The organism is Rhizobium jaguaris (assembly GCF_003627755.1).
GTDB classification, from domain to species: Bacteria; Pseudomonadota; Alphaproteobacteria; order Rhizobiales; family Rhizobiaceae; genus Rhizobium; species Rhizobium jaguaris.
On the sequence record NZ_CP032694.1, the window covers coordinates 2757316 to 2784046 of the forward strand.

General features: G+C 58.9%; 26 protein-coding genes and 1 tRNA gene. 8 read left to right on the forward strand and 19 right to left on the reverse strand.

Annotated elements, in window-relative coordinates; translation table 11 throughout:
• Window positions 1–9: 9 nt before the first annotated feature.
• Window positions 10–85: transfer RNA gene (locus tag CCGE525_RS13450), tRNA-Ile, on the reverse strand.
• A gap of 164 nt (window positions 86–249) precedes the next feature.
• On the opposite strand from CCGE525_RS13450, the gene CCGE525_RS13455 reads away from it, so the two are divergent.
• Entirely contained in the window at window positions 250–990 is a 741-nt protein-coding gene (locus tag CCGE525_RS13455; RefSeq protein WP_120704700.1) for an SIMPL domain-containing protein, read from the forward strand.
• 126 nt (window positions 991–1116) lie between these two features.
• On the opposite strand, the gene CCGE525_RS13460 is transcribed toward CCGE525_RS13455, so the two are convergent.
• From CCGE525_RS13460 to CCGE525_RS13475, 4 genes are all read right to left on the reverse strand, one after another.
• On the reverse strand, window positions 1117–1455 hold the full coding sequence (locus tag CCGE525_RS13460) for a hypothetical protein (RefSeq protein WP_120704701.1): 339 nt from the start codon (window positions 1453–1455) through the stop codon (window positions 1117–1119).
• 279 nt (window positions 1456–1734) lie between these two features.
• Window positions 1735–2040 (reverse strand): hypothetical protein, encoded by a 306-nt coding sequence (locus tag CCGE525_RS13465; RefSeq protein ID WP_120704702.1) that lies wholly within the window; start codon window positions 2038–2040, stop codon window positions 1735–1737.
• Between the two features lie 168 nt (window positions 2041–2208).
• A complete protein-coding gene (locus CCGE525_RS13470) occupies window positions 2209–2637 on the reverse strand; it encodes a secondary thiamine-phosphate synthase enzyme YjbQ (protein WP_120704703.1) in 429 nt (142 codons plus the stop codon).
• Between the two features lie 85 nt (window positions 2638–2722).
• Complete coding sequence (locus tag CCGE525_RS13475; protein ID WP_120704704.1) at window positions 2723–3076, reverse strand: DUF1428 domain-containing protein; 354 nt, start codon at window positions 3074–3076, stop codon at window positions 2723–2725.
• Between the two features lie 187 nt (window positions 3077–3263).
• Between CCGE525_RS13475 and CCGE525_RS13480 the strand changes: the two genes are divergently transcribed.
• Complete coding sequence (locus CCGE525_RS13480) at window positions 3264–3653, forward strand: GNAT family N-acetyltransferase (protein WP_120704705.1); 390 nt, start codon at window positions 3264–3266, stop codon at window positions 3651–3653.
• Window positions 3654–3668: 15 nt separating this feature from the next.
• Here the strand turns inward: CCGE525_RS13480 and CCGE525_RS13485 are convergent, their stop codons facing one another.
• The 6 genes from CCGE525_RS13485 to panE all read right to left on the reverse strand — a co-directional run bounded on the left by CCGE525_RS13485 (window position 3669) and on the right by panE (window position 9585).
• Window positions 3669–4595, reverse strand: a complete 927-nt coding sequence (locus CCGE525_RS13485) for a LysR substrate-binding domain-containing protein (protein ID WP_120704706.1) — start codon at window positions 4593–4595, stop codon at window positions 3669–3671.
• 363 nt (window positions 4596–4958) lie between these two features.
• A complete protein-coding gene (locus CCGE525_RS13495; protein ID WP_120704708.1) occupies window positions 4959–6188 on the reverse strand; it encodes an MFS transporter in 1230 nt (409 codons plus the stop codon).
• A 149-nt stretch (window positions 6189–6337) separates the two neighbouring features.
• On the reverse strand, window positions 6338–7030 hold the full coding sequence (locus CCGE525_RS13500) for a B3/B4 domain-containing protein (protein WP_120704709.1): 693 nt from the start codon (window positions 7028–7030) through the stop codon (window positions 6338–6340).
• Between the two features lie 85 nt (window positions 7031–7115).
• Entirely contained in the window at window positions 7116–7925 is an 810-nt protein-coding gene (locus CCGE525_RS13505; protein WP_120704710.1) for an AraC family transcriptional regulator, read from the reverse strand.
• A complete protein-coding gene (locus CCGE525_RS13510; protein ID WP_120704711.1) occupies window positions 7922–8578 on the reverse strand; it encodes a glutathione S-transferase family protein in 657 nt (218 codons plus the stop codon). The genes CCGE525_RS13505 and CCGE525_RS13510 overlap by 4 nt, the downstream gene beginning before the upstream one ends.
• A 77-nt stretch (window positions 8579–8655) precedes the next feature.
• Window positions 8656–9585, reverse strand: coding sequence for a 2-dehydropantoate 2-reductase (panE, locus tag CCGE525_RS13515; protein WP_120706400.1), 930 nt, complete (start codon window positions 9583–9585; stop codon window positions 8656–8658).
• Between the two features lie 267 nt (window positions 9586–9852).
• Between panE and CCGE525_RS13520 the strand changes: the two genes are divergently transcribed.
• From CCGE525_RS13520 to CCGE525_RS13530, 3 genes are all read left to right on the forward strand, one after another.
• Window positions 9853–10395, forward strand: a complete 543-nt coding sequence (locus CCGE525_RS13520; protein ID WP_245472154.1) for a TetR/AcrR family transcriptional regulator — start codon at window positions 9853–9855, stop codon at window positions 10393–10395.
• A 192-nt stretch (window positions 10396–10587) separates the two neighbouring features.
• A complete protein-coding gene (locus CCGE525_RS13525) occupies window positions 10588–11559 on the forward strand; it encodes a zinc-dependent alcohol dehydrogenase family protein (protein ID WP_120704713.1) in 972 nt (323 codons plus the stop codon).
• A 156-nt stretch (window positions 11560–11715) separates the two neighbouring features.
• Window positions 11716–12597 (forward strand): type 1 glutamine amidotransferase domain-containing protein, encoded by an 882-nt coding sequence (locus tag CCGE525_RS13530; RefSeq protein WP_120704714.1) that lies wholly within the window; start codon window positions 11716–11718, stop codon window positions 12595–12597.
• A gap of 82 nt (window positions 12598–12679) precedes the next feature.
• Here CCGE525_RS13530 and CCGE525_RS13535 read toward each other — a convergent pair whose 3' ends face one another.
• The 3 genes from CCGE525_RS13535 to CCGE525_RS13545 all read right to left on the reverse strand — a co-directional run bounded on the left by CCGE525_RS13535 (window position 12680) and on the right by CCGE525_RS13545 (window position 16019).
• Window positions 12680–12973 (reverse strand): GYD domain-containing protein, encoded by a 294-nt coding sequence (locus CCGE525_RS13535; RefSeq protein WP_120704715.1) that lies wholly within the window; start codon window positions 12971–12973, stop codon window positions 12680–12682.
• Between the two features lie 251 nt (window positions 12974–13224).
• Complete coding sequence (locus tag CCGE525_RS13540; RefSeq protein WP_120704716.1) at window positions 13225–14205, reverse strand: DMT family transporter; 981 nt, start codon at window positions 14203–14205, stop codon at window positions 13225–13227.
• Window positions 14206–14336: 131 nt separating this feature from the next.
• Window positions 14337–16019, reverse strand: coding sequence for a DUF930 domain-containing protein (locus tag CCGE525_RS13545; RefSeq protein WP_120704717.1), 1683 nt, complete (start codon window positions 16017–16019; stop codon window positions 14337–14339).
• 294 nt (window positions 16020–16313) lie between these two features.
• On the opposite strand from CCGE525_RS13545, the gene CCGE525_RS13550 reads away from it, so the two are divergent.
• Together CCGE525_RS13550 and CCGE525_RS13555 are read left to right on the forward strand one after the other, a co-directional pair.
• Complete coding sequence (locus CCGE525_RS13550; RefSeq protein WP_120704718.1) at window positions 16314–16556, forward strand: type II toxin-antitoxin system Phd/YefM family antitoxin; 243 nt, start codon at window positions 16314–16316, stop codon at window positions 16554–16556.
• A complete protein-coding gene (locus CCGE525_RS13555) occupies window positions 16556–16978 on the forward strand; it encodes a type II toxin-antitoxin system VapC family toxin (RefSeq protein ID WP_120704719.1) in 423 nt (140 codons plus the stop codon). Before CCGE525_RS13550 ends, CCGE525_RS13555 begins: the two co-directional genes overlap by 1 nt.
• Before the next feature lie 56 nt (window positions 16979–17034).
• On the opposite strand, the gene rpoD is transcribed toward CCGE525_RS13555, so the two are convergent.
• The 3 genes from rpoD to CCGE525_RS13570 all read right to left on the reverse strand — a co-directional run bounded on the left by rpoD (window position 17035) and on the right by CCGE525_RS13570 (window position 21790).
• Complete coding sequence (gene rpoD / locus CCGE525_RS13560; RefSeq protein ID WP_120704720.1) at window positions 17035–19098, reverse strand: RNA polymerase sigma factor RpoD; 2064 nt, start codon at window positions 19096–19098, stop codon at window positions 17035–17037.
• A gap of 445 nt (window positions 19099–19543) precedes the next feature.
• On the reverse strand, window positions 19544–20581 hold the full coding sequence (gene tdh / locus CCGE525_RS13565) for an L-threonine 3-dehydrogenase (protein WP_120704721.1): 1038 nt from the start codon (window positions 20579–20581) through the stop codon (window positions 19544–19546).
• 21 nt (window positions 20582–20602) lie between these two features.
• The gene (locus CCGE525_RS13570) at window positions 20603–21790 is read right to left on the reverse strand and encodes a glycine C-acetyltransferase (protein ID WP_120704722.1); all 1188 of its coding nucleotides are present in this window, start codon (window positions 21788–21790) and stop codon (window positions 20603–20605) included.
• A 223-nt stretch (window positions 21791–22013) separates the two neighbouring features.
• On the opposite strand from CCGE525_RS13570, the gene CCGE525_RS13575 reads away from it, so the two are divergent.
• The gene (locus CCGE525_RS13575; RefSeq protein WP_120704723.1) at window positions 22014–22784 is read left to right on the forward strand and encodes an SDR family oxidoreductase; all 771 of its coding nucleotides are present in this window, start codon (window positions 22014–22016) and stop codon (window positions 22782–22784) included.
• Between the two features lie 20 nt (window positions 22785–22804).
• On the opposite strand, the gene recQ is transcribed toward CCGE525_RS13575, so the two are convergent.
• Together recQ and dnaG are read right to left on the reverse strand one after the other, a co-directional pair.
• Window positions 22805–24685 carry a DNA helicase RecQ gene (gene recQ, locus CCGE525_RS13580; RefSeq protein ID WP_120704724.1) on the reverse strand — a complete coding sequence of 627 codons (1881 nt, stop codon included), beginning with the start codon at window positions 24683–24685 and terminating at the stop codon, window positions 22805–22807.
• Between the two features lie 7 nt (window positions 24686–24692).
• Window positions 24693–26684, reverse strand: a complete 1992-nt coding sequence (gene dnaG, locus CCGE525_RS13585; protein ID WP_120704725.1) for a DNA primase — start codon at window positions 26682–26684, stop codon at window positions 24693–24695.
• Window positions 26685–26731: the final 47 nt, after the last annotated feature.

The following is a 26731-nucleotide window of genomic DNA, read 5'->3' on the forward strand; positions in this document are numbered from 1 at the left end:
GGAAGGAATTGGTGGGCCCGGAGGGACTCGAACCCCCAACCAAGCGGTTATGAGCCGCCGGCTCTAACCATTGAGCTACAGGCCCGGCACGATTAAAAATGATCGTGCATGCAGCTTCGGGGCAATGGTTCCCCGGGAGCCGATCTGGCTCTAGCCCAATTCGTCTTTTCCCACAAGGGACTGCCGCAATACCTTCACAATCAATCCGCAAAAGCGAACCTCAAGGAAACACCAACCAAGGAATGAGCCATGCCCCTGATGAAAACCAGAGATTTTGTTTTTACTGCTCTTCTCGGCGCGACTCTCCTCGTGCCCGCCACCCATAGTTTTGCTGAGGATGCAAGACCGCGCGAGGCTATCATCACTGTCACCGGCGAGGGACATTCGGCCATCGCGCCGGATATGGCCGTTGTCACGCTCTCGGTCGTCAAGCAGGCAAAAGCCGCCCAGGACGCGCTCGACCAGAATAACAAGGCGATGGGCGCCGTGCTGGCAACGCTGAAGAATAGCGGCATAGCCGACCGCGACCTGCAGACATCGGGCTTCTCGATCCAGCCGCAATATCTCTATCAGAACGACAAGAATGGCCAGCCGCTGCCGCCGACGCTGACCGGTTATCAGGTCACCAACGGCCTGACGGTGCGCGTGCGGGATCTTTCCAAGCTCGGCGCCCTCCTCGACCAGGCGGTCAACCTTGGCGTCAACCAGGGCGGCGATATCCAGTTCACCAACGACAAGCCGGATGCGGCGCTCGAAGAAGCGCGAAAGAACGCGGTGGCCGATGCCGCAGCCAAGGCAAAAACCTTGACCGAGGCGGCAGGTGTCAAACTCGGCCGCATCATTGCGATCAACGCCGGCGCCATCGTCACGCCACCGCAGCCGGTTATGCGCTCCATGGCCATGGCGTCTGCCGAGAAGTCGGTGCCGGTGGCGGGCGGTGAAAACAACTATAACGCCTCGGTCAGCATCACCTACGCAATCCAGCAATAACCATAAACAAAACCGCCCTTCGCTCAGGTCCGATCGGACCGAACAAAGGGCGGTTTAGCGGCCCCCACCGAAAAAAGCGAAAGCGTCAAGCGGTGGCCGCCGGGCGCAAAGCGCCCCAAGGCCGTATCAGCGCCCGATCAGCGGGCAGCCGCGGACATTGGCGAACATCATCGTATCCGGACCACGGCGGCCGAAACCATCGACAATGACGCGACGTGGCGTCACGTCGACCACGCGAGCACGGTGCAAGCCGTAGCTGCGGGCAACATCCATGGCCTCCCGCGGATCGCAGCCGCGGCGCTCGTAGCGCGGCGGCGGGGCATAGTAATCCGGCGGTGGCGGCCGATGGTGACCTGGGCCGATATAGATGTCGACGCCCTGGGCGGAAGCATATTCTGTCGTGCCCGACAGCGCGGTGACGGTGATCGCGGCGGCGATCCCCAATTTTGCCAGCAATTCTTTCATTTGTCCTCCATGGAGCGAGAAGCCTCTCTCAGTCATGCCGCATCTGCTGAGCGAGTGCCGTGGGAGTAATGGCGTGTTTCTGAACAAGTTCAGAATCAGCCGTTCATACGCTGTTCAGCTACAATGAAAGCAAAAACGAGACCAGAGGCGGACTCACTCAATAACAGAAAATAAAAGCCGCCCTCTCTTGTGAGGACGACTTCACTGATCTTGGAATATCGCCAAGGTGGCACGATCATGACTGTAGATATTCGCGCTACCTGCCGTTGTAGTCCGGCATCAACTGTGGATCAGCGGGCAGCCCGGCACGTTCGCGAATACAACGCGGTTCGGACCATGGCGTCCAGCACCTTCTACGACCACACGGCGCGGCGTGATGTTCTTGCTATGGGCGCGGCGCAGGCCTATGGCGCGAGCCTTCTGAACGGCTGATATCGGTGAGCAGATACGGCCGTGATGAGGGTCGTGACGCTCCTGATGACTGCTCGCCGAAACGTCATTGGCCGATGCCGTGGAAACGGTGGCTGCAACGGCGCCGAGCGTGATGAGAGCTGCAATGCCTGCCTTGGCGAAAATATTGATCATGAGTGTTTCTCCTTCAAATCCTGCTACGGATCGTTGTAATCCCGGTAATCGGCCCGATGCCTTGGGATTGGAGCCACACTAGGTCAGCCAAGTTGAACCCTACGCGAATTCGCGGTTCAGATTGTATTCAGAACAATTAACAGCCGACAGACGAGAAATTTCGGTGATTCAGGCGGAAAGATGCAGAATGATTTCGCGCCGATGCGGTCGGTCGCGATGCTCGAAAAGATAGATGCCCTGCCATGTGCCGAGCGCCAGACGCCCGCGCATCACGGGGACGCTGATCGACACCTGTGTTAGCGCCGCCTTGATATGCGCCGGCATATCGTCCGGCCCCTCCGCTGTATGCACGATCCAGCGCATCGAGGGATCGGAAGACGGTGGTACGAGCCGGCGGAAAAAGGCGTTGAGATCTGTCTTCACATCAGGATCGGCATTCTCCTGAATGAGGAGGGAACAGGAGGTATGGCGAACAAAAACGGTGAGCAGCCCCTCACCTGCTCCCGAGCTCGCCGCACGGACGAATTCCGCCGCCTGCCCTGTAAGTTCGTAGAGCCCTTGACCATGGGTGGATAGGGTAATGACGGTCTGCGGCATGATATCTTTCGGCAATGAGTACAGCGGTCTACGTGAGGTCGGTCGCGGCGGCCGGAAAGTCAAGCCCGGCCGCCGCCAGGATAAGTTAGAGCTGCAGAAAGATATCGAAACCGCCGTAGATCATACGCTTGCCATCGAAGGGCATGTTCGCCATCTCGTCCTTCAATCGCGAATCGACCATGACCTTTTCCATCACGGCATCCCGCTGCTGACGAGATTCATAAGTGATCCAGGAAAAGATCACGACCTCGTCTTCCTTGGCCTGCACAGAGCGCGGAAAGGATGTCAGCTCGCCATAGGGCACATCGTCCCCGATCGACTCGACATAGCTCAGCGCACCATATTCCATCCAGATGTCGCCGGCCTTTCGCGCCAGCGCCTTGTAGGTCTCAATCTTGTCTTTCGGAACGGCAATAACAAAACCATCCACATAGGGCATAATAGCAGTCTCCTCTGTTCAGTTCTCACACGCAAAGGACGACCGATCATAGCGCGATCCGACATGTGATGCACTTTTCCGTTTCAATCACCCCGACCTTGTCGGCCTTACTCCCCCATTGCTTCGGCTCGCTGTGCAGCTAAACTTGGCATTGCATCATCATCAACAATCAGCGAGAGGGATGATTATGGCGATCGAATTCAGGATCGATCCTTATCCTGAAAACGATGCACTCAACGCCCTGTGGGCTACGGCTTGGAACGAAGACGCGCGCGATTTCTCGACGATTCTGTCCAGAAGCCTCACCCACATCGGCGCCTTCGATGGAGCCCGCCTAGTAGGCTTCGTCAATGTTGCCTGGGATGGTGGCGTGCACGCCTTTGTTCTCGATACCTGCGTAGCCCCGGAGTTCCGCCGACAGAAAATAGCAACCGGACTTGTCGAAATAGCAACGAACATTGCGCGCGAACGTGGCGCGGAGTGGTTGCATGTCGATTTCGAACCGCATCTCGCCGGCTTGTATCGGAACCTGGGCTTTGCAGCGACAGAGGCCGGTTTGATCAGGCTGCGCTGTTGACGGCGGTCGGGCCGCTCACACAATTGCGTTGACGCGAGATATCAGCCAATTGCGAAACAACGCCGCCGACGGGTTCTGCAGGGCATTCGGCGGATAGAGCAGATTGTAGCTGACGGCCGCCGGCTGCACCTCCACGAAGCAACGCAGCAACTGTCCTTCCGCAATGTCTTTCGCGACAAGGGAACTGCGAACCAGTGCAAAGCCGAGGCCGTCTCGGCATGCTTCAAGCATATCCGCGAAGGTCTCAAATAACGGTCCGCTCTCCGCCGCCTGGCCAATATCGAAATCCGCTATCCCGCCATCGTCATCATGATCAGTCACCTGCTCGTACCAGCGTTGCCAATCCAGCACGGTATGCCGCATGCCGGTGTAACGCAGCAAGGATGCTTCCCTTATGGCATTCCGCTTCGGCAGCCGCTCAGACAGTTTCGGCGAACTGACGACGAATTCCTCGTCCATCAGCAGTTCTTCCATAACAAGGCCGGCTTCGGCTCGCCCGAGCCAGATCGCGAGATCGACGCCACCAGGCCCAAAATCGGGCCGTTGATAGCCGACGGCCATCTTCAGCTCGATGTCGGGGTAGCGCTGACAGAAATCCCCGAGTCGAGAAGCCAGCCATTGGCTTGAAAATTCCGGGGTCACCGACAGCGTCAGAGTGCGCACCGAGACAGCGGCCCGCGCCTGATACAGTGCTGTCTCCAATTGAGAGATCGTCTCCACAATCGCCGGGTGGAGACGCGCACCCAGCGGCGTCAATCTTGCGCCTGAGCGGCCGCGATCGAAAAGCTTGCCGCCGATCCAACCTTCAAGCTGTGAAAGCTGATGGCTGACGGCAGTCTGCGTCAGCCCCATCCGCTCGGCCGCACGTCCAAAACCGCCGGTTTCGACGATGGCGCAGAATGCTTGCAAGACGGCCAGCGGTGGAAGCGGTCTTTTTCCCATGAAAATCCTTCATGTATGATTGGCGAGGACTTCATTATACATGACAAATTTTTGGGCGCATTCGTCGAAGCCGTGAGACCATACGGCTTATGACAGATGAAAATAATTCATGCATTCATTTTGATGCGCCTCATCGGAGAGCGGGCCGGTCGGCTGCTCGGCCAACTCGCTTATGTCCGGAAGCCACGTGCCGAAAAGAAGGCTGGACGTAAAAACATCCTATCGGTCAACGGCCACCTCAGGCGAGATGCCGGGCTGGACAACATCGAGGATGATCCATAAGTCAGCGAACCACCGGCCTCGGTAGGATTCCAAGCATTCGGCGCTCGCAGCGATACGCTCGATCGTCTCGCCGATCTCACATCAGCCCTTGAGTGTCTTGACCTTGGTCAGATCCGGAAAGATCCTCATCCAAAGCAGCACGACCGCGATTGTGCCGACGCCGCCGACGATGCCGGTGAGAACCGGGCCAAGTGCGCTGGCGAGCATCCCCGATTCGAATTCGCCGAGCTGGTTGGACGTGCCGATGAACAGCGAGTTCACAGCATTGACGCGGCCGCGCATATTGTCGGGTGTCAGAAGCTGCACCAGCGAACTGCGCACGACGACGCTGACCGTATCCGACGCGCCGACGACGAGCAGCGCCGCAACGGAGAGGATGATGTTGCTCGAGAGCGAGAAGACGATGGTCGCGATCCCGAAAACGAAAACGGCAAGCAGCATCTTCTTGCCGACATCCGTCTGAAGCGGCCGGCGCGCCAGCCAGATCGACATGATCAATGCACCGATCGCAGGCGCGGCACGCAGCAGGCCGAGACCCCAGGGGCCGGCATGCAGGATGTCGCGTGCAAACATCGGCAGCAGCGCCGTGGCGCCGCCGAGAAGTACAGCGAAAAGATCGAGCGAGATCGTACCCATCATCACCGGCCGCCTCTTGATGAAAGAAACACCGGCAAAGACTGACCTCAACGTCACCGGCTCGCGCGACGATGGCTGCCGCCGTTCGACACGGATCGAAACGACGTTGAAGCTCGCGATGACATACAGCGCGGCAGACACCGCGAAAGGCGCGATCGGACTTATTCCATAAAGCAGCCCGCCGAGCGAGGGGCCGATGATGAAGGCGGTCTGCATCATCGACGTGGAGGTCGCGATCGCCATCTGCAACATCGACGATGGCACGATATTCGGCAATAGCGCGGCCATCGTCGGGCGTTCGAAGGCCGTGGCGGCGCCCATGACGGCAACGGCGGCGAGGATGCCGGCCGGACCGATCCAGTGCTGCCAGACGGCGACGGCAAGGACCAGTGCCGTCAAGGCTTCGATCAACTGGCAAACCAGGCCGATGCGCCGCCGTTCGAACCGATCGGCAACGTGACCGACGATGAAGGTCAGGATCACCATCGGCAGGAACTGGCAGAAGCCGACCAGACCAAGGAAGAAGGCGCTATGCGTCTGATCGTAGATCATCCAGCCCATGGCAACGGTGACCGACTGGAAACCGATGGAGGAAAAGACGCGAGAGGCAGCGAAGGAACGATATCCGGGATGACCGAGCACGCTTACCCGGTCTTGACTCTGCAGAGTGTCCATATGTCTTTCTTCGGCTCCGGGCATAGTGGACGGAGCAAACTTTATGAGCAATATGAAATATTTATCTATGCCCCCTGCTCTGCCCGAATGCCGCGCTTGTCAACTGTGTTTTCGCCCGGATCGACAATTTGCCGCGGAAGCAGGAATGACTAGAGATCAAATCGTGGTGAAGAGCGACTAAGCACCCTAGTCTTGGCATCGACCGACCATGCACCGGCCAGTTCTGCGGCAAGGGTCGCGATCAATCTCGGCGCATCATTGCCGGCCGATTCATGCATGGCCTCGGCGACGATCAGCACGGATCGCGTATCCTCCCGAACGGCGGAAAGGCCGCTCTGCCTGTTCGTCCAGCGCCGCGCATGCGCCCGGTCCGCGCCATCGGCAAAGATCACCTCGCGCGGCTCCGGATGCTCCGTCTCGCCGGCAAAGGTCAGATAGGTCTCTTTCCCGGTCGCATGTCTGACTTCGAGATCGCCGGAAATCTTTGCGAGATCGAAGACCGCGACAGGTATCGCAAAGGCGATCGAAACGGCGTTGCACAGGTCGACCAGCGGATGCAGTTGCGGCAGCGATTTTTCCTGGCGGAATCGTCTGAGCAACGCCTCGGACGCACAGCGATATTGCGTCGGCTTCAGCCCCATTTTCGAGAAGGTGCGCCGCCAGGCTTGGATTTCGGGCATCTCACCTTCCGAACTGCTCGCCAGCCGTTCTTCGGCTATCGCATGGAACTTCGCGATGCGATCAGCGACCGCGGCATCCGCGGTGATCCCTCCCACGAAGAGCGCGCCGGGAACCAGATCGGGGAATTCGTTCCACATCGCATTCGAATGGCGGAAATACATGGCTTTTCCTTCTGCACGGTTTTCACTTGGAGCAGCAGAAAAACCCGATGCCGCCATTCGGTCTTGAACGAAATTGCAGATGCTTTCAGCGCATGGTGTCGGCATAGGTGCGTGGCGACACACCAAAATTGCGCACGAAAATCCGTGTCATATGGCTTTGATCGGCAAAGCCGCTGGCAAAAGCCGCTTCGGCTAATGGCATGCCCCCGGCAATCAGCCGCCGTGCTCCATGGATGCGGCGCTGAAGCAGATAGGCGTGCGGCGTCAGCCCGGTCGCCTTGGCGAAACCGCGCAGGAGCTGGAAACGGCTAAGCCCACTCACCTCGGCGAGATCGGCCAGCGTCAGCGGTGCCGCCGGATCATCATCAATGAGATCGCGGGCTCGTGTGATCGCGGCCGGAGCGGCGATGCAGTCATCCGCTGGCCTTTGCTCGCGCATCACGTCCGCGACAACCGATAACAGCAGTACATCGTGCCGCAGTGCCGCTTCCGAACCACCCTGGACGATCACCGTCGAAAACAGCGTCCTGAAACGCGCTGCTGCCTGCTCGTTGCGAATGACTGGGGAAGGAAATTCCGAGCCGGAGGCGTCACCAAGGCCAATATCGTCCAAAAGATCAGCAATCAGCCGCGGATCGAAATAGAGCATCGACCAAGCCCGGCTCTCTCCAACCGGCATGCCGTCATGCACCTCGTTCGGATTGAGGGTGATGATATCGCCGGCCTCGGCCCGCACTACGCCACGCCCGCTCAGCGATATCTGCGCGCCGCGCTCGATGACGCCGATGCCGAATTGATCATGTGTATGCCTGGGAAAGCTATGTCCCGTCTCCGCTGCCACCGCTTCGATGCCGGTGACGGAAGAGCGGAACATCCTGAACTGGCCGGGTTTCATGCGTGCCGCTCTTCCAGTTTGCTGAAATCCGTCATCCCAACGCTTGGCCGGGCAGCAATACGCGACCACCATGACGCCAAACGCGGATGATGGTCGATCATCTTCCGCCCCTCAGGCGTCATGAGAAAATAATCGAACATCGGCGCGACATACAAATCGGCCAGCGTCAGATCCGGGCCGCAAAACCAGGCACTGTCGCCGATCAGATCGGACAGAGCGGCAAGGCTGATTGCGGCTTTGGAAAGGCTCGCAGCAATCCGCTCTTCGTCGGCGGCAATACCCTTTGCCGGCTTCGTCACCCGTTCCACGCAAACGCCCCACACGAGATGAGGATAGAGATATCCGTCGGCAATGCTGACTATTTGGTTCATTCGCGCCCGTGCCCGCAGCGCTACAGGCTGCAGGCACGGCCCGTCGAATGCCTCATCGACATAGCGTGTGATCGCAGCAGTCTCGTAGAGCCGAAAATCATCATGCTCGAAAGCCGGAATCCGACCGAATGGATGCCGCTCCAGATAAGAAGTAGAAGGCCCGCCGTCGGCGAAAATGTCGATCGGCACCCTCCGATGATCGACGCCTTTCTCAAGCAGCGTGAGCCGCGCAATTCGCACGTAGACACTATAATCTGCGCCAAACAGGCAAGGCTTTTCCATGTCTCAACGCCCATTCCGTTCATCAGCCGGCATCTTTTCGGACTTGGTCGCTGCGGTCAATGGTGACCCCTATCGCCTCAACCCTCGCGCGCCCGCCGCACCTCATAGGCCTTGAGATGGGCATAAACCGTCTCCAGCATGAAATAGGACGGACGCTTTGCGGGATCGGCGCGATTCAAGAGATCGCCGATGATCTGGTCGCTTTCGATACGGCCGCCGGCTTGGATGTCGCGCAACATCGAAGCGGTGATCGGAGAGCCGGCGCGCGTCAGATTTTCGCGGATGCGTTCGTCGGCAATCTTGGAAAGTGCGAAGCCGTGACAGGCTGCGATCTCGGCACATTCGTCGATCAGTTTCAGTGCCAGCTTATCGGCGCCGGCGGCAACGAAGTCGCCGATGGAGGAGCGCATCAGGCAAGTCATGCCGGCCGTTGCTGCAATGAAGATCCACTTCTCCCACATGTCGGTGAGGATCGTCTCGCTCGCCTGCGCCATAAAGCCGGCATCGGCAAAGACCGCGGCAATGGCTTCGATACTCGCCGGCATGCCGCCGCGTCGGTCGCCATAGGTCAGGCGGTGGAGGTCGTTCATATGCAGGATCTCTCCATCTTGCCCGATCGTCGCCGAGATGAAGCAAGTACCGCCGAGGATGGCTTCGGCGCCGAACCGCGTCTCCAACCGGTCGAGATGGGCCATGCCGTTCAAAAGCGGCAGGATTGCCGTTTCAGGCCCAACAGCCGGCGTAAAGGAGGCAATGGCGTCTTCGAGATCGTACGCCTTACAACTCAGCAAAATGAGATCGAAGGTCTCGCCAAGTTCATCGGCGGTGACGACTTTCGGCACGGCGATATGGGCGTCGCCCAGAGGGCTGCGGATGACAAGGCCGTTCTTGCGCAAAATCTCAGCCCGCTTCGGCCGCACCAGAAAGGTAACGTCACGGCCGGTCGCCGCCAACCTGCCCCCGAAATACCCGCCAATACCACCGGCGCCGACCACAAGAATACGCATGCTGAAATTCCTTTGCCTATAGATGAGGAGCTTCAGCGTTGCCAAAATCGAACGAAGGTCAAGCAACGAGATGACATGGCTGGGAAGCGGCACGCGAACATCTGTGCCGATTTAGCGCCGAACCTTGAAGCTTCGGCCGCTACTAACAGTAAACTGGTGGGCATTGAACCGATTCGCTTGCATTAAAGTGACCGGTCATATAAATCTGATTGTAAGTTTCCATTAGGATGTGCCTACATGCCCAGACCCAGCGTACGCGGAAAATTGGTGGATGCCGGATATGAAACCCTTTTTTCTCAGGGATTTCAGGGCTCCTCCATCCAGGACATCACCGAAGCCGCCGGCGTGCCAAAAGGCTCTTTCTTCAACCATTTCAAGACGAAAGAGGCTTTGGTGCTGGAGGCGTTGGCACGATACGAAGAGGTCGGCCGCGGCGATCTACTATTCGATGAAACCAAACCGCCGCTGCAGCGACTACGGCAGCATTTCGAGTTCCTGGCCGACAGGCTTGAGGGATGGGACTTTAATCGCGGCTGTATGATCGGCAACTTCGCAACGGAAATGGCTGATGCCTATCCGGTGGTGCGGGAGGCCTTACTCGGTGCTCTCACGCGCTGGACCGATGCCGTCGCTTCCGTATTGCGCAGCGCCCAGACGGCCGGCGAAATTGATCCGCGGCACGATGCCGATCTATTGGCGCGTTTCCTTGTAAATGGCTGGGAAGGTGCAGTTATTCGTCTCCGCATCGTTCGAAATCGACAGCCGCTGGACGAGTTTTTCGCCATCTGCTTTGGAATGCTGCTGAAATAGACTGCCCCGTTCCAGCCAGTAAACGACCCTTCGCTTTGCCAGGTTTCCAATCTTTGACTAAGCGATCTTGTCAAAGGCAGAAATTTTTAATTTGACATTTTAAAGTGACTGGTCATTTTAAAAGCATCACTGAGATTGGGGGAACCGGCTGAATACGGCAGGCAACCCGAACGTTGAGCTGAGGAATTTAAGATGCTTGCCATTCATCTGAACGCCTATGGCGATCCCGCGGAGAACCTTGAACTCGTCAATCTTTCCGAGCCGCCGGCACCAGGCTCTGGAGAGGTTCTTGTCGGCGTCGAATATTCGCCGATCAATCCTGCCGATCTTCTGCTCGCCATGGGTTATTATGCGTTGCGCCCCGCCCTTCCGAGCGTCATCGGCAACGAAGGCGTCGGCTCCGTGCTCGCCATCGGCGCTGGCGTCACCAACGTCAAAATCGGCGACCGGATCATTCCGCCGCTGTCGAGCTTCCTCTGGCGCGAGCGCTTGGTCCTTCCCGCCAAAGGCCTGGCCGCCCTGCCGTCGCAAGCCGACCCGAAACAGTTGGCAATGCTCGCCGTCAATCCGGTGACCGCCGCGCTGCTGCTCAGCGAGTTCAAGACGCTGAAGCCTGGTGACTGGATCGTCCAAAGTGCCGCCAATTCCGGCGTTGGCCGATCGGTCATCGCTTATGCGCAGGAGCGCGGCCTGAGGACCATCAATATCGTTCGCCGCGAAGAGCTGGTAGCGGACTTGAAAGCCAAAGGCGGTGATGTCGTTCTGGTCGACGGGCCTGATATCGTCGAGCGAGCCAAGGCACCGGTCGGCAATGCCGATATCGCTTTTGCCCTTGATTGTCTGAGTGGGCCGGCCACAGCCATGCTCGGCAGTATCCTCTCGCAAGGCGGCACGCTCGTCAGCTACGGCGCCATGAGCGGCATGCCTATCACGGTCAATCCCGGCGACATGATCTACAAGGCGCTGACGATCAGGAGTTTCTTCCTGGGTCACGAGCAATATGCCGCCAAGCTTCCAGCCTTGATCCAGGAATCGGCAAACCTTGTCGCCTCCGGAAAACTGCATGTACCGGTCGCGGCAACCTATCCGCTGACAGCCATCAAGGATGCCGTCGCGCACGCAAAACGCGGAGGCAAGATCCTCTTGGACATTTCCGGCGACTAACGGCCCGGACAACATCCCTGAACCTTAAATCCCGCTGCCCCACGCCGCGCCCAACCGGCGCGCGATGAACACCACATGCCTTTGATTTCGCGCAGAGTTTCATTTCTGAGGATCATTGCCCCGGGAACCTGCGTCAACACGGGAAAGGACCCGCTTATGCCGAATACCCTGAAAACCCTCGCTCTTTCCACTGCTCTGTTTCTGTCTGCCGTCACCCTGCCGACGACTGGCTTCGCACAGGAACACGGCAAGGTGCTGGTCATTCTGTCTAGCGCCCATCAGCTCGAACTTCGCGACGGCAAGAGCTACCACACCGGCTATTATCTCGATGAATTGGAAATTCCCCTCCGCAAGATCATCAATGCCGGCTATACGCCGATCTTCGCCGATCCCAAGGGCGACGATCCGAGCTTCGATCCGGTCTCAAACGACAAGATTTTCTATGGTGGCAACGAGGCAGCCCGTGCGGACGCCGTAAAGTACGTCGAGGGGATCAAGGAGCTGCATCACCCGAAGACGCTGTCCACCATCCTGGCTGAGGGCACGAGCGACTATGTTGGCATCTTTATTCCCGGCGGCCATGCGCCGATGCAGGATCTGTCGCAGGATGAAACGCTCGGCAAGATCCTGACAAGCTTTCACACCACCGGCCGCCCTACGGGCATTATCTGCCATGGCCCGACGGCACTGCTGTCGACGGTCATCGACCCCATCGCTTTCCGCAAAGCAATGGTTTCCGGCGATTTCAACGCGGCTGCGAAGCTTGCCGCCGGCTGGCCCTATGCCGGTTATCGGCTGACGGTGTTCTCGTCCGGTGAAGAACATGCAATCGAAGGCAAAGGCAACCAGCTTGGTGGTTCGGTCCAGTTCTATGCCGCCGACGCGTTGGCTCAAGCCGGCGCCCATGTCGATCGTATCGGCGCGTGGCAGGTCAATGTGGTAGAGGACCGCGAAGTGGTGAGCGGCCAGCAACCCTTCTCTTCGGATGCTTTCGGCGACGCCTTCGTCGCAAAACTCAACGCTGCCAAATCGCTGTAAGATCTTCCGCGACGTTGTTCCAATGCCCGGTCAGCCCCGCTGGCCGGGTTTTTGCTATCAAAATGGCAAGATCGTCTCGCCACTATCCCAATGAGGCAATGATCTCGCGGTAAGCTGCTTCAGGAAAGGCCTTCAGCGTCTGTGTGCGTACATTGCCGAGCATTCCGACCGACAAACCGAAACGGGCCATCACCGCATCATCGGGTGCCTCGCAGACAGCGACCATGTCATATTCGCCCATGGTCAGGAAAAATTGCTTGAACGAACCGCCCATGTCTCCCAACTGCTTTTTGGCTGCATCCAGCCGCTTGGGCGATTCCTTTACGCTACGCACACCCTGGTCGGTCCAATTGAACAGAACGATATAAGTGGTCATCTCACACCTCCTCCGCTGCATCTTGCGCCCATCGGACGCGCAAAAGATGCAGTTGCGGTTTGATCCACACGTAAGCCCCTCGAAATCCGTCTCGATTTTCAGGGTTACGCGCCGCCGCCCCAGTGTTTCGAATGTCCTCTCCCGAAAATGCGATCCCCCAGGAAAAATCATAGGCTTATCACCTTGCAGCGACAATAAACCTAATACCCATTCATTCGGGTGACGGGCGATAGAGTTACAACCAACCCGTATCACCTATTTGGTGTGTTGGCCTGCGACTCCCGTGTTGTAGCCAACGCCGGCGTGTTGGCGGCAAGAACGGCTGCCGGCAGCGGCGTGCCGCGTTTGCGCTCGCGCGCCAGCGTCAGCAGGCCGGAAAAGATGATGAGAACGATACCGAGCGCCATCGGCAGGTCGATATCGTCGTTGAACAGCAGATAACCGAAACCGATCGCCCAAATCATCTGGCTATATTGTGGCGGCGCGACGAGATTGGCCGGTGCCAGATGCGCGGCGTTCATCAGCAGAACGGTGCCGACAGCACCGAGAAGGCCGTAGCTTGCAAGGAATATCCATTGCCATGCCGTCGGCCACATCATCTCGGGCAGCATCAGCAAGCCGCTGACGATCAGCGCGCCGAACAACGCTGCGCCATAAAGCGAGACGCGCTTCTCCTTCGACCCGAGCGCGCGATTGATGACGATCGAGACTGCCCCACTCAAGCCACCGATCGCCGCACAGACATGACCGGCCGAAAGCTCGCGAAAGCCTGGTCGCAGCACGATAAGCACGCCGACGAAGCCGAGGAACACCGCCGTCCAACGCTGCCAGCGCACATCCTCCTTGAGAAAGACGACAGACAGGATGGTGACGAAGGATGGCAGCAGGAACAGCAGCGCGAAAGCCTCCGCCATCGGCAGCTTGGTAAAAGCCACGATCGAGCAGATGGCGCTGATGGCACCAGAGGCAAAACGCAGCATCCATAGTGGCCGGTTCGTCGTCCTGACGACATCCAGCCACCCATCCCCGCGTGCCTTCAAAAACGGGATCGCCGCAAATCCGAACAGCGAGCCGATGAAGGCCACTTCGTAGGAGGGCAAGGTCCCATGCAATATCTTGATTGATGCGTCACTGAAGGCGAAGACGGCATAGGATGCGAATGCCACGAGCACGCCACGAAGCGTGGAATGGCTGGCAGCCATCGAATTGGAATCGGCTGTGATTGATGTCATTGGAATTGTGCAATGCGAAGGGAGGGGATGAATCAGACGTTGTCGGCCACAATTGTATGATGAAATCGGCCGAATTTCGATCAGGGGTAGGAATAAACTATTGTTTCAAGCTGATGAAGCAGGTGCGCCCTTCAGTAGCTGGGAATGCCCAGTTTCTCTATCTGACTTATTGAGATGCGACCTTTGACGGCATAGGAGAAACCAACGACCTTCAAGGCGTCGTCATCAACTTGGCATTTGAATTGGACCTGTTGCCACCCTTTAGGTGTTTGGACTGCGACACCATCGCCGTAGGCGCCGACGTCCGAGATCATCGCTGGCGAAAGCGCGGAATTGACGAAACCGAGACCGTAAGCGTGCAATTCATAGCCGTACTGCAGCTTTTCCTCGCTATTGCAAAGCTGCTGCACTCGTGTACGTCGTGGCAGCTTTTTCCAGGCGTCCAGTTCGTCCTTCGACAAACGCGCCAGTTGGCTACCGGAATAGAGACGCTTCGCTTGGGTAAATTTGCCCTGTTGACCGCCGGACTTTTGCTCGGTCTGCGACGGATCGGTTTTCGATGCCTCTTGTGTGCCGTCCGCTGACTGTGTCTGCTGCGGCCGAGGTTGAGGCTCGGGAACGAAGGTGGTTCCCGCCGTTGGATCACTGGGGTTGCCGGAGGCCGATTGGTCCTGAGGTTGTTGCTGTGGTTGTGCGCCGCCGGTTGTTGGAACGGCGACATCCGGCGCGACCTTAGGATCAGCGACGGCCTGCTGTTGTGCGTTCGGATCCACCTGCCCTTCCGCAGCTTTCGCCTGCCCCGTTGCGAGGTCGGTTGCCGTTCCGGGCTTTTGCTCCGCCTGTGTGCCTGCTTCATCCGTCGAAGGCTTATTCGGCTCGGCAATTTGGGTGTCGGATGGCTGGTTCGTCGCCAGCTCTTCGGGTGTGGCGGCAGATGCCGGATCACGGGCGTTCGGATCGGTTGCAGACGCAGCAGCATCCGCCTTGGTTGCGTTTGCTTCCGCGTTGGCCTGTGCCGCTTTCTCTGCCAATGCTTGTAGCTGCGATTGCATATCCGCATCCGTCGCGGAGGGGGTCGCGTCGGGTTGCTGCTGCGCCTTGGCATCTGCGGCAGCCTGTTCGGCAGGCGTCGGCTGAGCCGGATCGTCGGCCGACGGCTTTGTGCTGGCCTGATCCGCCTGCGTGTCCGGCTTTGGCTGATCTGCCGCCTGCGCGGTCTGCATATCGGGGTTGGTAGCGGGCGGCGCCTGATTCTGCTGTTGTGCGTCCGGAGGCGTTGGCGTCTGATCTTGCTGCTTCGCTTGATCATCGGACGGTGTCGGCGACGGGGCGTCACCCGGCTGCGGCTTCGCATCCGCCTGCTCCGTGGTCGGTGCCGGCTGATCAGCCTTTACATCGGCAGGCTTATCGGCCTGCGCCGGCTCCTGCGACTTCGCATTCTGGTCCTGGGCATTGGGATCGGGACCCTTCTCAGTCTTCGTCTTGCTCTCGTCGCTCAACTTGTCGGCAGTCTGCTCGCCTTCCTTTTTATCGGTTGACTCGGTCTTCTGTTCCTTCTGAGGCTGCTTCTCGTCGGGCTTGGGCGTCGGAGTCGGCACGCGGCCGGATCGCTCGTTCGGCTTGGCGGCGTTCTTTGCCTCCTCCTTTGGCTGCGGCACCATCTCGACATGGATACTCTCTTCCGGCTGCGGTAACGGCACGGCCACCACCGGCAACAGGAAAAGCGCGGCGAAAAACAGGATATGCAGCAGGATGGAAGGAATCAGTCCCCATCCACGCTTTTCCGGTTCCCGCTGTTCGGCGACGCGCTCCATCGGTCAGCGGCCACAGCGCTGACAACACAGGGCAGACGGAGAAGCGGTCAATAATTTCATCCAAACCTTACCGAACAAACGACATCCTATGATGCCTATATCCCCGACATATGGTGTTAAACATCAAGGCCAGAAAGAGGCAGTCGGGAAATTGTAAATTGTCAGGCCTGCGACCGCTGCGCAATGCCCAGAAAACACAGCTACGTGATGACAAGGCGGCAGTTGATAGCGAAGCACGTTGTAAAGATCCACCACCAGATCTAGATTAGACTAAAATTATGGTCAGGAACGACAATGACGACAGTCAATCTTGCAGAAGCAAAGGCCCACCTCAGTGAATTGGTGAGCGAGGTCGCGGCTGGCAGCACCGTGCGTATTCTACGGCATGGTAAGCCAGTGGCACAATTGACACCGATAAAATCCGAAAAGAAGCCTATCGACATCAAATTTTTGCGCTCCGTAACGGATGGGATGTCGACACAGGTCGAAAGCGCCGGCGATTTCATGCGCGCTCTGCGCGATAGTGAGCGCTACTAATGTCCTATATCGATACGTCTGTGCTGATATCCGCCCTGACGAACGAAGCGGCCACCGCGCGAGCGCAAGAATGGCTCGCAGCCCAGGGAGCCGCCGACCTCTATATCAGCGATTGGACGATCACCGAATTTTCTTCGGCGCTCTCCACTAAACTCCGAACTGGGCAGATATTGGCCACTGAACGTAATACAGCACTGGCAGCCTTCAATCATCTGGTGGTTTCGACCTTTGAAGTCTTACCTGTTTCCGCGGTACACTTTCGAACTGCGGCCCGATTTTCCGAGCGTATTGAGCTTGGTTTGCGCTCCGGCGACGCACTGCATGTGGCGGTAGCTATGGAGCACGGAACGCGAATCGTCACATTCGATCGGCGGTTAGCCGAAGCAGGAAATCTGCTCGGCGTAAATTGCGTTTGTTTATAGCAAAAACCCGGCTCACTTTCGCGAACCGGGTCCGATTTGAGAATGGCACAAGCCGCTCAGCTATCGAGGAACGAGCGCAGCTTCCGGCTGCGGCTCGGATGCTTCAGCTTGCGCAGCGCCTTGGCTTCGATCTGGCGGATACGTTCGCGGGTGACCGAGAACTGCTGGCCGACCTCTTCGAGCGTATGGTCGGTGTTCATGCCGATGCCGAAGCGCATGCGCAGCACGCGTTCTTCGCGCGGCGTTAGCGACGCCAGCACGCGAGTCGTCGTCTCGCGCAGGTTGGCCTGAATGGCCGCATCGATCGGCAGCAGCGCGTTCTTGTCCTCGATGAAATCGCCGAGATGCGAATCCTCTTCGTCACCCACCGGGGTTTCAAGCGAGATCGGCTCCTTGGCGATCTTCAGCACCTTGCGCACTTTTTCGAGCGGCATGGCGAGCTTTTCAGCCAATTCTTCCGGCGTCGGTTCACGGCCGATTTCGTGCAGCATCTGGCGCGAGGTACGAACGATCTTGTTGATCGTTTCGATCATGTGCACCGGAATGCGGATCGTGCGGGCCTGGTCGGCGATCGAGCGGGTGATCGCCTGCCGGATCCACCAGGTGGCGTAGGTCGAAAACTTGTAGCCGCGGCGGTATTCGAACTTATCGACCGCCTTCATCAGGCCGATATTGCCTTCCTGGATGAGATCGAGGAACTGCAGGCCGCGGTTCGTATATTTCTTGGCGATGGAGATGACGAGGCGCAGGTTCGCTTCGACCATTTCCTTCTTGGCGATGCGCGCTTCACGTTCGCCCTTCTGCACCATGTGCACGATGCGGCGGAATTCCGAGATCGAAATACCGGTTTCGGTCGCAAGGTTCTGAATTTCCTGGCGGATATCGCGGATCGTGGTGTTTTCGCTCTTGGCGAATTCCTTCCAGCCGCGAGCGGCCAGATTGCCGATCGACTTCATCCAGTTCGGATCGAGCTCGGCGCCCTGATACTGCTCCAGGAAGCTATCGCGCTTGACGCCGTAGGATTCGGCAAGACGCAGCAGGCGGCCTTCGTTCTGCACGAGGCGCTTGTTGATGTCGTAGAGCTGCTCGACGAGAGCATCGATGCGGTTCTGGTTTAGCGAAAGGGACTTGACCGACTTGACCAGCTCATCCTTCAACTCCTTGTAGCGGCGCTCCTGCGCCGACGACAGCGTGCCGGAAGCCGACAGACGCTGCTCGACCTGCTGATCTTGCAGCTTGCGCAGCTTCTTGTAGGTCTCGGCAATCGTGTCGAGCGTCAGCATGACCTGCGGACGAAGCTCGGCTTCCATAGCGGCGAGTGAGAGGCTGGATTCGTCCTCGTCCTCTTCCTCCTCCTCGATCGGCATGCCTTCGCCGCCGACATCGGTTATATCGTCATCGCCAGAGGGACGGCGGCCGCGGGCCTTTTCCTTCTCCTCAGCGGCCTTGCGGTCAGCCTCGATTTTTTCCGGGCTCTGGAACTGCGGCGCAGCCTTGGCCTCGGGACCGGAATAGGTGGTTTCGAGGTCGATGATCTCGCGCAGCAGCGTCGTGCCTTCGTTGAGTTCGTCACGCCAAATGATTAGCGCCTGGAACGTCAACGGGCTCTCACAGAGGCCGCCGATCATGGTTTCGCGACCGGCCTCAATGCGCTTCGCAATCGCGATTTCGCCTTCGCGCGACAGCAGTTCGACGGAACCCATCTCGCGCAGATACATGCGCACCGGATCGTCGGTGCGGTCGGTCGGCTCTTTCTTCTTTGCAGTCGTCAGCGCCGAACCGCCGGAGGGCGCAAGTTCGCCGCCTTCTCCATCGTCGTCGCCGCTGGAATCGTCGTCGTCGCCACCGCTGGCTGCCGCGCCCGCCTCTTCGACATCCTCGTCTTCAATGACGTTGATGCCCATATCGGAGAGCATAGCCATCGTATCTTCGATCTGCTCGGACGTCACTTCTTCGGACGGCAGAACGGCGTTGAGCTCGTCCATCGTCACGTAGCCGCGTTTCTTCGCGGCCTTGATCATCTTCTTGACCGCGTCGTCGGAAAGATCGAGAAGCGGGCCATCGGAGGCGCCGTCGCGTTCGACTTCAGCTTCTTCGTTCTCTTTGACCTTGGTTGCCATCTCTATATCGTCGCTTTCCCTGACGCTTAAAACTTACACGCGGTTACTGACCGCGCTGGCCCGGCGCGCCTCACGCCAGCCCCGAATCATCGACAAACACCTAACGGAATGACCTTTAATGCCCAATTAACCACAATCACCGGCACCGGACAGCAAAGCTGGATTGCGTTTGGATTTCCGGCCATGGTATATGTGATCCGCTTGACCCAGTTCACCGTTTTTCCGAGGACAAACGGTGATTCCTACAATTTTTGCTCCCGTCAAGCTTTTCTAGCAAAAAAGCCCGTTAAAAACGTGAAAAAGCCTTATCCACAGGCTCCACACGTCACAAACAATTGTTTCCGGTATTTAGGAAGTCCCTGCGCGATGACAAGAGCAGGCTCGTGAAACCACCAGTATTTCCGCAGTTGCGGCTAATGTTGATGCTAACAAGCCACATATCGGATCAAATCCAGTCCATCACCACCTTGCCGGAGTTGCCGGAGCGCATGGCTTCGAACCCCTCACGGAAATCATCGATGCCGATGCGGTGGGTAATAACCGGCGAGACGTCGAGGCCGCCCTGGACGAAGGCGATCATCTTGTACCAGGTTTCGAACATCTCGCGGCCGTAGATGCCCTTCAGATTGAGCATCTTGAAGATTACCTTGTTCCAGTCGATCTCGAAGCCCGCCGGCGCAATGCCAAGGATGGCGATCTTGCCGCCGTTGTTCATCTTGTCGATCATGTCGCGGAAAGCGGGCGCCGCACCTGACATCTCCAGACCGACATCGAAACCTTCGGTCATGCCGATAGACTTCATCACATCGGCAAGATTTTCTTTCGAGGCATCCACGACATACTCGATGCCAAGCTTGCGGGCGAGCGCCAGCCGGTTGGGGTTGATATCGGTGATGACCACCTTGCGCGCGCCGGAACGCTTGGCGACCATGGCGCCCATGATGCCGATCGGTCCGGCGCCCGTGACCAGCACATCCTCGCCCACCAGATCGAAGGAAAGCGCGGTGTGTACCGCATTGCCGAAAGGATCGAAAATCGCCGCCACCTCGTCCGGAATATCGTCGGGGATCTGCACCACGTTGGATTCCGGAATGCAGACGAATTCGCCGAAGGAACCGGGACGATTGACCCCGACGCCCAGCGTATTGCGGCAGAGGTGTCCTCTGCCCGCCCGGCAGTTGCGGCACTTGCCGCAGACGATATGTCCCTCGCCGGAAACGCGCTCGCCGACATGATATTTCGTGACCGCCGAGCCTATCTCGGCAATCTCGCCGCAGAATTCGTGGCCGACGACCATGGGTACCGGAATGGTCTTTTGCGCCCATTGGTCCCAATTCCAAATATGCACATCCGTGCCACAGATCGCCGACTTCCTGACCCGGATCAGCACGTCGTTCGGCCCAACCTCGGGAACCGGCACGTGCTCCATCCACAGCCCGACTTCAGGCTTCGATTTGACCAGTGCCTTCATCATGTTTGACATGAGCTGTCGTCTCCATCCGATTCAAATGATTCCGAGTTCACGCCCAGCCTCGGCGAAAGCGGCAATCGCGCGCTCGACATCGGCTTTCGAATGCGCCGCCGACATCTGCGTGCGGATGCGCGCCTGCCCCTTCGGCACGACCGGGAAGGAGAAGCCGATGACATAGACGCCCTTTTTCAGCATCAGCGCCGCCATCTCCTGTGCCAGCTTGGCATCGCCGAGCATGACCGGGATGATCGGATGATCGGCGCCCGCCAAAGTGAAACCGAGCTTAGTCATTTCACTGCGAAAGAACTCCGCATTGCCACAAAGTCGGTCGCGAAGACCATCGCCGTTTTCGATTAGATCGAAGACTTTCAGCGAAGCGGCCGCGATCACCGGAGCCAGCGTATTGGAGAAGAGATAGGGGCGCGAGCGCTGCCGCAGCCAATCGACGATCTCGGCTTTCGCGGAGGTATAGCCACCCGACGCGCCGCCGAGCGCCTTGCCGAGCGTACCGGTGATAATGTCGATCCTGCCCTCGACGCCGCAATATTCCGGCGAACCACGGCCATGATCGCCGACGAAGCCGACGGCGTGGCTGTCATCGACCATGACCATCGCTGCATATTTTTCGGCAAGATCGCAGACGCCCTCGAGATTGGCGATGATGCCATCCATGGAGAAAACACCGTCGGTGGCGATCAGCTTGAAACGGCTGCCCTCGGCCTTCTTCAATTCCTCCTCCAGTGCCGCCATGTCGTTATTGGCGTACCGGAACCGCTTCGCCTTGGAGAGACGCACGCCGTCGATGATCGAGGCGTGGTTCAGCGCGTCGGAGATGATCGCATCCTCTTCGGACAACAACGTCTCGAAAAGCCCGCCATTGGCGTCGAAGCAAGAGGAATAGAGAATGGTATCTTCCATGCCGAGGAAAGCCGATATTCGCGCCTCAAGCTGCTTGTGCTCTTCCTGCGTACCGCAGATGAACCGCACCGAGGCCATGCCGTAGCCATAGCGATCGAGTGCCTTCTTCGCGGCCTCGGCCAATTCCTCGTTGTCGGCGAGACCAAGATAGTTGTTGGCGCAGAAATTCAGCACCCGCTCGCCGCCAGCGACGGCGATTTCGCCCGCCTGTTTGGAGGTGATGACCCGTTCGGATTTATAAAGGCCCGCTTCTTTCAGGCCGGCAAGTTCTGTACGCAAATGGGATATGAATTCAGAGGTCATCGTCGCATTCCGATGCTGGTCGTGGGCGGAGACGAGCTGAGAAATAACACAGGATTCGCTCTCTTGCTGCATTCAGCAGCGGCAAAAATACGCGAGGCTTTGCCGCACACGCGATATGGTAGTGGACGGCCTCGGTATTGCCCGTCGCTATCGCAAAAAATTATTTGACTGAGTCCATCATCTTCCCGCAAACATAATGCAGTTCCCGTATGGTGAGGATGTGATGAGTATATTCCATAGGTTTTCACTCAAGGGTCGGGTCGCGCTCGTCACCGGCAGTGGTCGCGGCCTGGGTTTCGAAATGGCGAAGGCACTTGCCGACGCGGGAGCCCATGTCATCGTCAATGGACGCACGGATGCGACGCTGGACAGTGCCTTGGAAACCATTCGTACGACAGGCGGCACCGCCGAAGCTGCTGCTTTCGACATTGCCGACCATGAGGCGCAGCGTGCGACAATGGCGGATATCGAAAGGAACCATGGCCGGCTTGACATACTGGTCAACAATGTAGGTGCTCCGGACAGACGCCCGCTGGTCGATTTTGAAGATGAGGAAATCCTTGCTCTCCTCAACACGGATCTGGCCGCCTCGATCATGCTCTCTCGCAACGCTGCACGCCTGATGAAACGGCATAGTCACGGACGACTGATCTCGGTAACCTCGATCAGCGGTCACGTCGCCATGCCGGGCGACTGCGTCTACCCCGCGGCCAAACAGGGGCTGACCGGCCTTATGCGCGGCATGGCCGTGGAATTCGGCCCATATGGCATCACAAGCAACGCCATTGCTCCGGGCTGGTTCGCGACGGAAACGAACGCCGCAATGGCGGCGAACGAAGAGCTTATGCCCTTCGTGCGCCAGCGCATTCCTGTTCAACGCTGGGGCCGTCCGGACGAGATCGCCGGCGCCGCGCTGTTTCTCGCCAGCGACGCTGCTTCCTTTGTCAACGGCCATGTGCTGACCGTTGATGGCGGCATGACCGTCAGGATGTGAGCATGCTCCGCGAGAGAATGTTACCGATTGGTGAAATCTTCTATCACCTTCAAGAACGCGTCCCCATACCGTTCCAACTTCGACTGCCCCACGCCCGAAATTCCCAGGAGAGCATCGCGGGTTGCCGGCTGCTCCGTAGCGAAAGCAATCAACGTCGTATCCGGAAAGACGACATAGGGCGGCACGCCGAGCGCTTTGGCGATCTTGGTCCGCTCCGCTCTCAACGCCTCGAATAGAGGTTGAGCCTCGCCGGAAAGGGCGGATGCGCGCTTCTCGATCCGCGCAGCCTTCTTGGTGCGCCGGCCCGTCTCCGACCTATCCTTGCGAAAGAAGACCTGACGCTCGCGTTTGAAGACCGCCCGTGCCTCCGGCTCCAGCTTCATCGCGCCGAAAGCCGTGTGATCGATGCTGACGAAGCCGCTCGCCAACAGTTGACGGAAGACGGACTGCCAGGTGCGCGCCGGAATTTCCTTGCCGGCCCCGAAGACCGGCATGTCCACATGACCGAAACGCTCGGTCTTCTCATTGACTGTCCCTATCAGCACGTCGATGACATGGCCGGTGCCGAAACGCTCCCCCGTGCGATAGACGGCGGCGAGTGCCTTGATTGCCGCTTCCGTGCCATCCCACGTCTCGACCGGCTTCAGGCAGGTATCGCAATTGCCGCACCCCCCGCCATGCCCCTCGCCGAAATGCGCAAGGATGGCCTGTCGGCGGCAGCCGGCCGTCTCGCAGATGGCGAGCAGCGCGTTGAGCTTGGCGCGCTCTACGCGCTTGATCTCTTCCGCCGCATTGCCCTCGTCGATCATGCGTCGCCGCTGGATGACATCGGCCATGCCATAGGCCATCCAGACTTCGGACGGCAAGCCATCGCGTCCGGCGCGTCCCGTCTCCTGGTAATAGGCCTCGACGGAACCGGGCAGATCGAGATGGGCGACATAGCGCACATTGGGCTTGTCGATGCCCATGCCGAATGCGACCGTCGCCACAAGGCAAAGATCCTCTTCCTTCAGGAAGGCATCCTGATTGGCATCGCGGAGCGACCGATCCATGCCGGCGTGATAGGCAAGCGCACGAATGCCCTGCCCGTTCAGCCACTCCGCGGTATCCTCGACCTTGGCCCGCGACAGGCAATAGACGATGCCGCTATCACCACGATGACCATCAAGGAAACGCAGCAATTGCTGGCGCGGCTGATCGCGCTCCACGATCTCATAGGTGATGTTCGGCCGGTCGAAGCTGGTGGTGAAAACCTTGGCGTTGTCGAGCGCCAGCCGCTCGATGATATCGTCGCGCGTGTGCGGATCGGCAGTCGCCGTCAAGGCGATGCGCGGCACGTCGGGAAAGAGGTCCGCGAGCCTGCCGAGATCACGGTATTCCGGCCGGAAATCATGTCCCCATTGCGAGACGCAATGCGCCTCGTCGATCGCGAACAGGGCAATTTTCGCCCTGGCGATCATCTGTTGAAAGCCGTCCGTCAGAATACGCTCGGGCGTGACGTAGAGCAGATCGAGCGTGCCGCTGGATATGGAGCGATAGACATCGCTTGCTTCCTCACGCGACAACGACGAATTCAGCGCCGCCGCGCGGATGCCGAGCTGTTTCATCGCCTCGACCTGATCGCGCATCAGAGCAATCAATGGCGAAACGACGATGCCGACGCCGTCGCGGCATAATGCCGGAATCTGGAAACATAGCGATTTGCCGGCGCCGGTCGGAAACAGCACCACCGCATCCCCGCCGGAAACCACATGCTCGACCACTTGCTGCTGCTTGCCGCGGAAGGCGGAATAGCCATAGACCCGCTTGAGAATATCGAGCGGCGCGGCTCCCGAGTTGTCTCTCCCGAACAGCGGATCATCGGCGGAAAACCGCGGCTCCTGTCGATCTGGCTGTGACATCTATCCCCTATTTCCCCGCTGCCCCTTTGATGCGGCCGGAAAGCACGCCAAAGCCATCGATGATCGCTTCCTGGTTTTCGAGGCGCAAAGCTTCGAGCTGCACTTCCTGCAAAGCACGCATCAACTGCTCGATAAGGTCGCCGTCGCCCTCTTCCGTCGCCTCCGCGATCGCGCTTTCCAGCTCGATCTTGTGCCAACGCAATGCCTTCGAGCGTTTGTGAAGCGCAAGCGCCTGGCGATAGCCCTCCCGCGCATCTTCCGTTGCGGCGTCCTCGGTCGCTGTCCAGAGGCGAGCATTGCGCACCTGCTGGTCGAGGCTTTTCAGCAAAGCGGCGAAACCCTGCTCCTCCAACTGCTCGAGCAGCCGTTCGCGCGTAAGCTGCGGACCGGCCATCGCCGCCGCCGTGCCGAGCATGGCGGACCATAGACGCTGCAATTCGCGGCTCTCATAATCGATCGCGGCGATCTCATCATATTCATCCTGCAACAACAGCGGGTGATTGACGATGGTCACCGCCAGCACGCTCTCGCGCAGGCCCGGAATGTCTTGATGACCCTTGATCATGCCCGAACGTGTCAAGCGATCCGACGCCGCTATATTGGCCGCCTGCTGCCGGTCCCTGCCCTGCCCGCCACGGCCACCAAAATTGCGGCCGTTGCCGTCGCGGGAAAAGCCGCGTCCCTGCTGATTGCCGGCCCGCTGAAACTGCGGCTGGAACAGCCCGTTCAGCCGGTCGCGCATGTCCTGCTGATAGTGCCGGCGGACGTTCTCATCGGCAATAACCGAAACCATCTGCTTCAGCCGGGCCTCAAGCTCGGCGCGCGCCTCCGGCGTGTCAAAGGTTCCGCTGCCCGCTTCGCGCGTCCATATCATTTCCGCCAATGGCTTTGCTTGCGCCATCACCTTATCGAAAGGCGCCCGGCCATCGTGGCGCACCAGATCGTCCGGATCCTTGCCATCGGGCAAAAGCGCAAAACGGACCGTGCGGCCAGGCTTGATGTGCGGCAGCGCCAGATCGGCCGCGCGATTGGCGGCGCGAATGCCGGCGCCATCGCCATCAAAGCAGAGCACTGGCTGCGGGGTCATCTTCCACAGGAGTTCGAGCTGGTTTTCCGTCAGCGCCGTGCCGAGCGGCGCGATGGCGTTTTCGACGCCGACCTGATGTAGCGCGATGACGTCCATATAGCCTTCGACGGCGATAATCGTCCCTGCGCCGTCGCTGCCCTGAGCGGCACGGCGCGCGCGGGCGAAATTGTAGAGCACATTGCCCTTGTGAAAGAGCTCGGTCTCATTGGAATTCAGATATTTGGCCGGCGCATCCGGCGACATGGCACGGCCGCCGAAGGCAATCACCTTTTCGCGCGACGACAGAATGGGGAACATGATGCGGTCGCGGAAACGGTCGTAAGAGACCGGCACATTTTCGTGCACGACAAGGCCGCAGCCTTCCATCTGCTCCTTCAACACGCCTTTGCCTGCCAAAAACTCCTTCAGCGCGTTGCGGCTGTCCGGCGAATAGCCAAGGCGGAACGTCTCGATGGTGCGGCCGGTCAGGCCTCGATCACGCAGATAAGCGCGCGCCCTCGCCCCGTTTGCCGTCTGCAACTGATCCTGAAAGAACTGCGTCGCCATCTCCATGACGTCGAGCAGCGACGTGCGCTCCTTTTCGCGCTTTGCTTCCATGGGATCGGCAACCGGCATGGGAACGCCCGCCATGTCGGCGATCTGCTGCACCGCTTCGGGAAAACTGAGCCCCTCGAGCTCGGTCAGAAAACGGAAATGATCGCCGGTAACGCCGCAGCCGAAGCAGTGATAACGGCCCTTGCGGTCCTCGCAGTGGAAGCTCGGCGACTTTTCGCCATGGAACGGGCAGCAGGCCCAGTAATCGCCGCGAGGCACATTCGTCTTGCGCCGATCCCAGGTCACACGTCGACCGATCACGTCCGAAATGGGAACGCGGTCGCGAATCTCATCGAGAAACGTATTGGAAAATCGCATGACTACCTCTGACTTGCTCCCATATAATCAGGAACGGAGCGCATTGC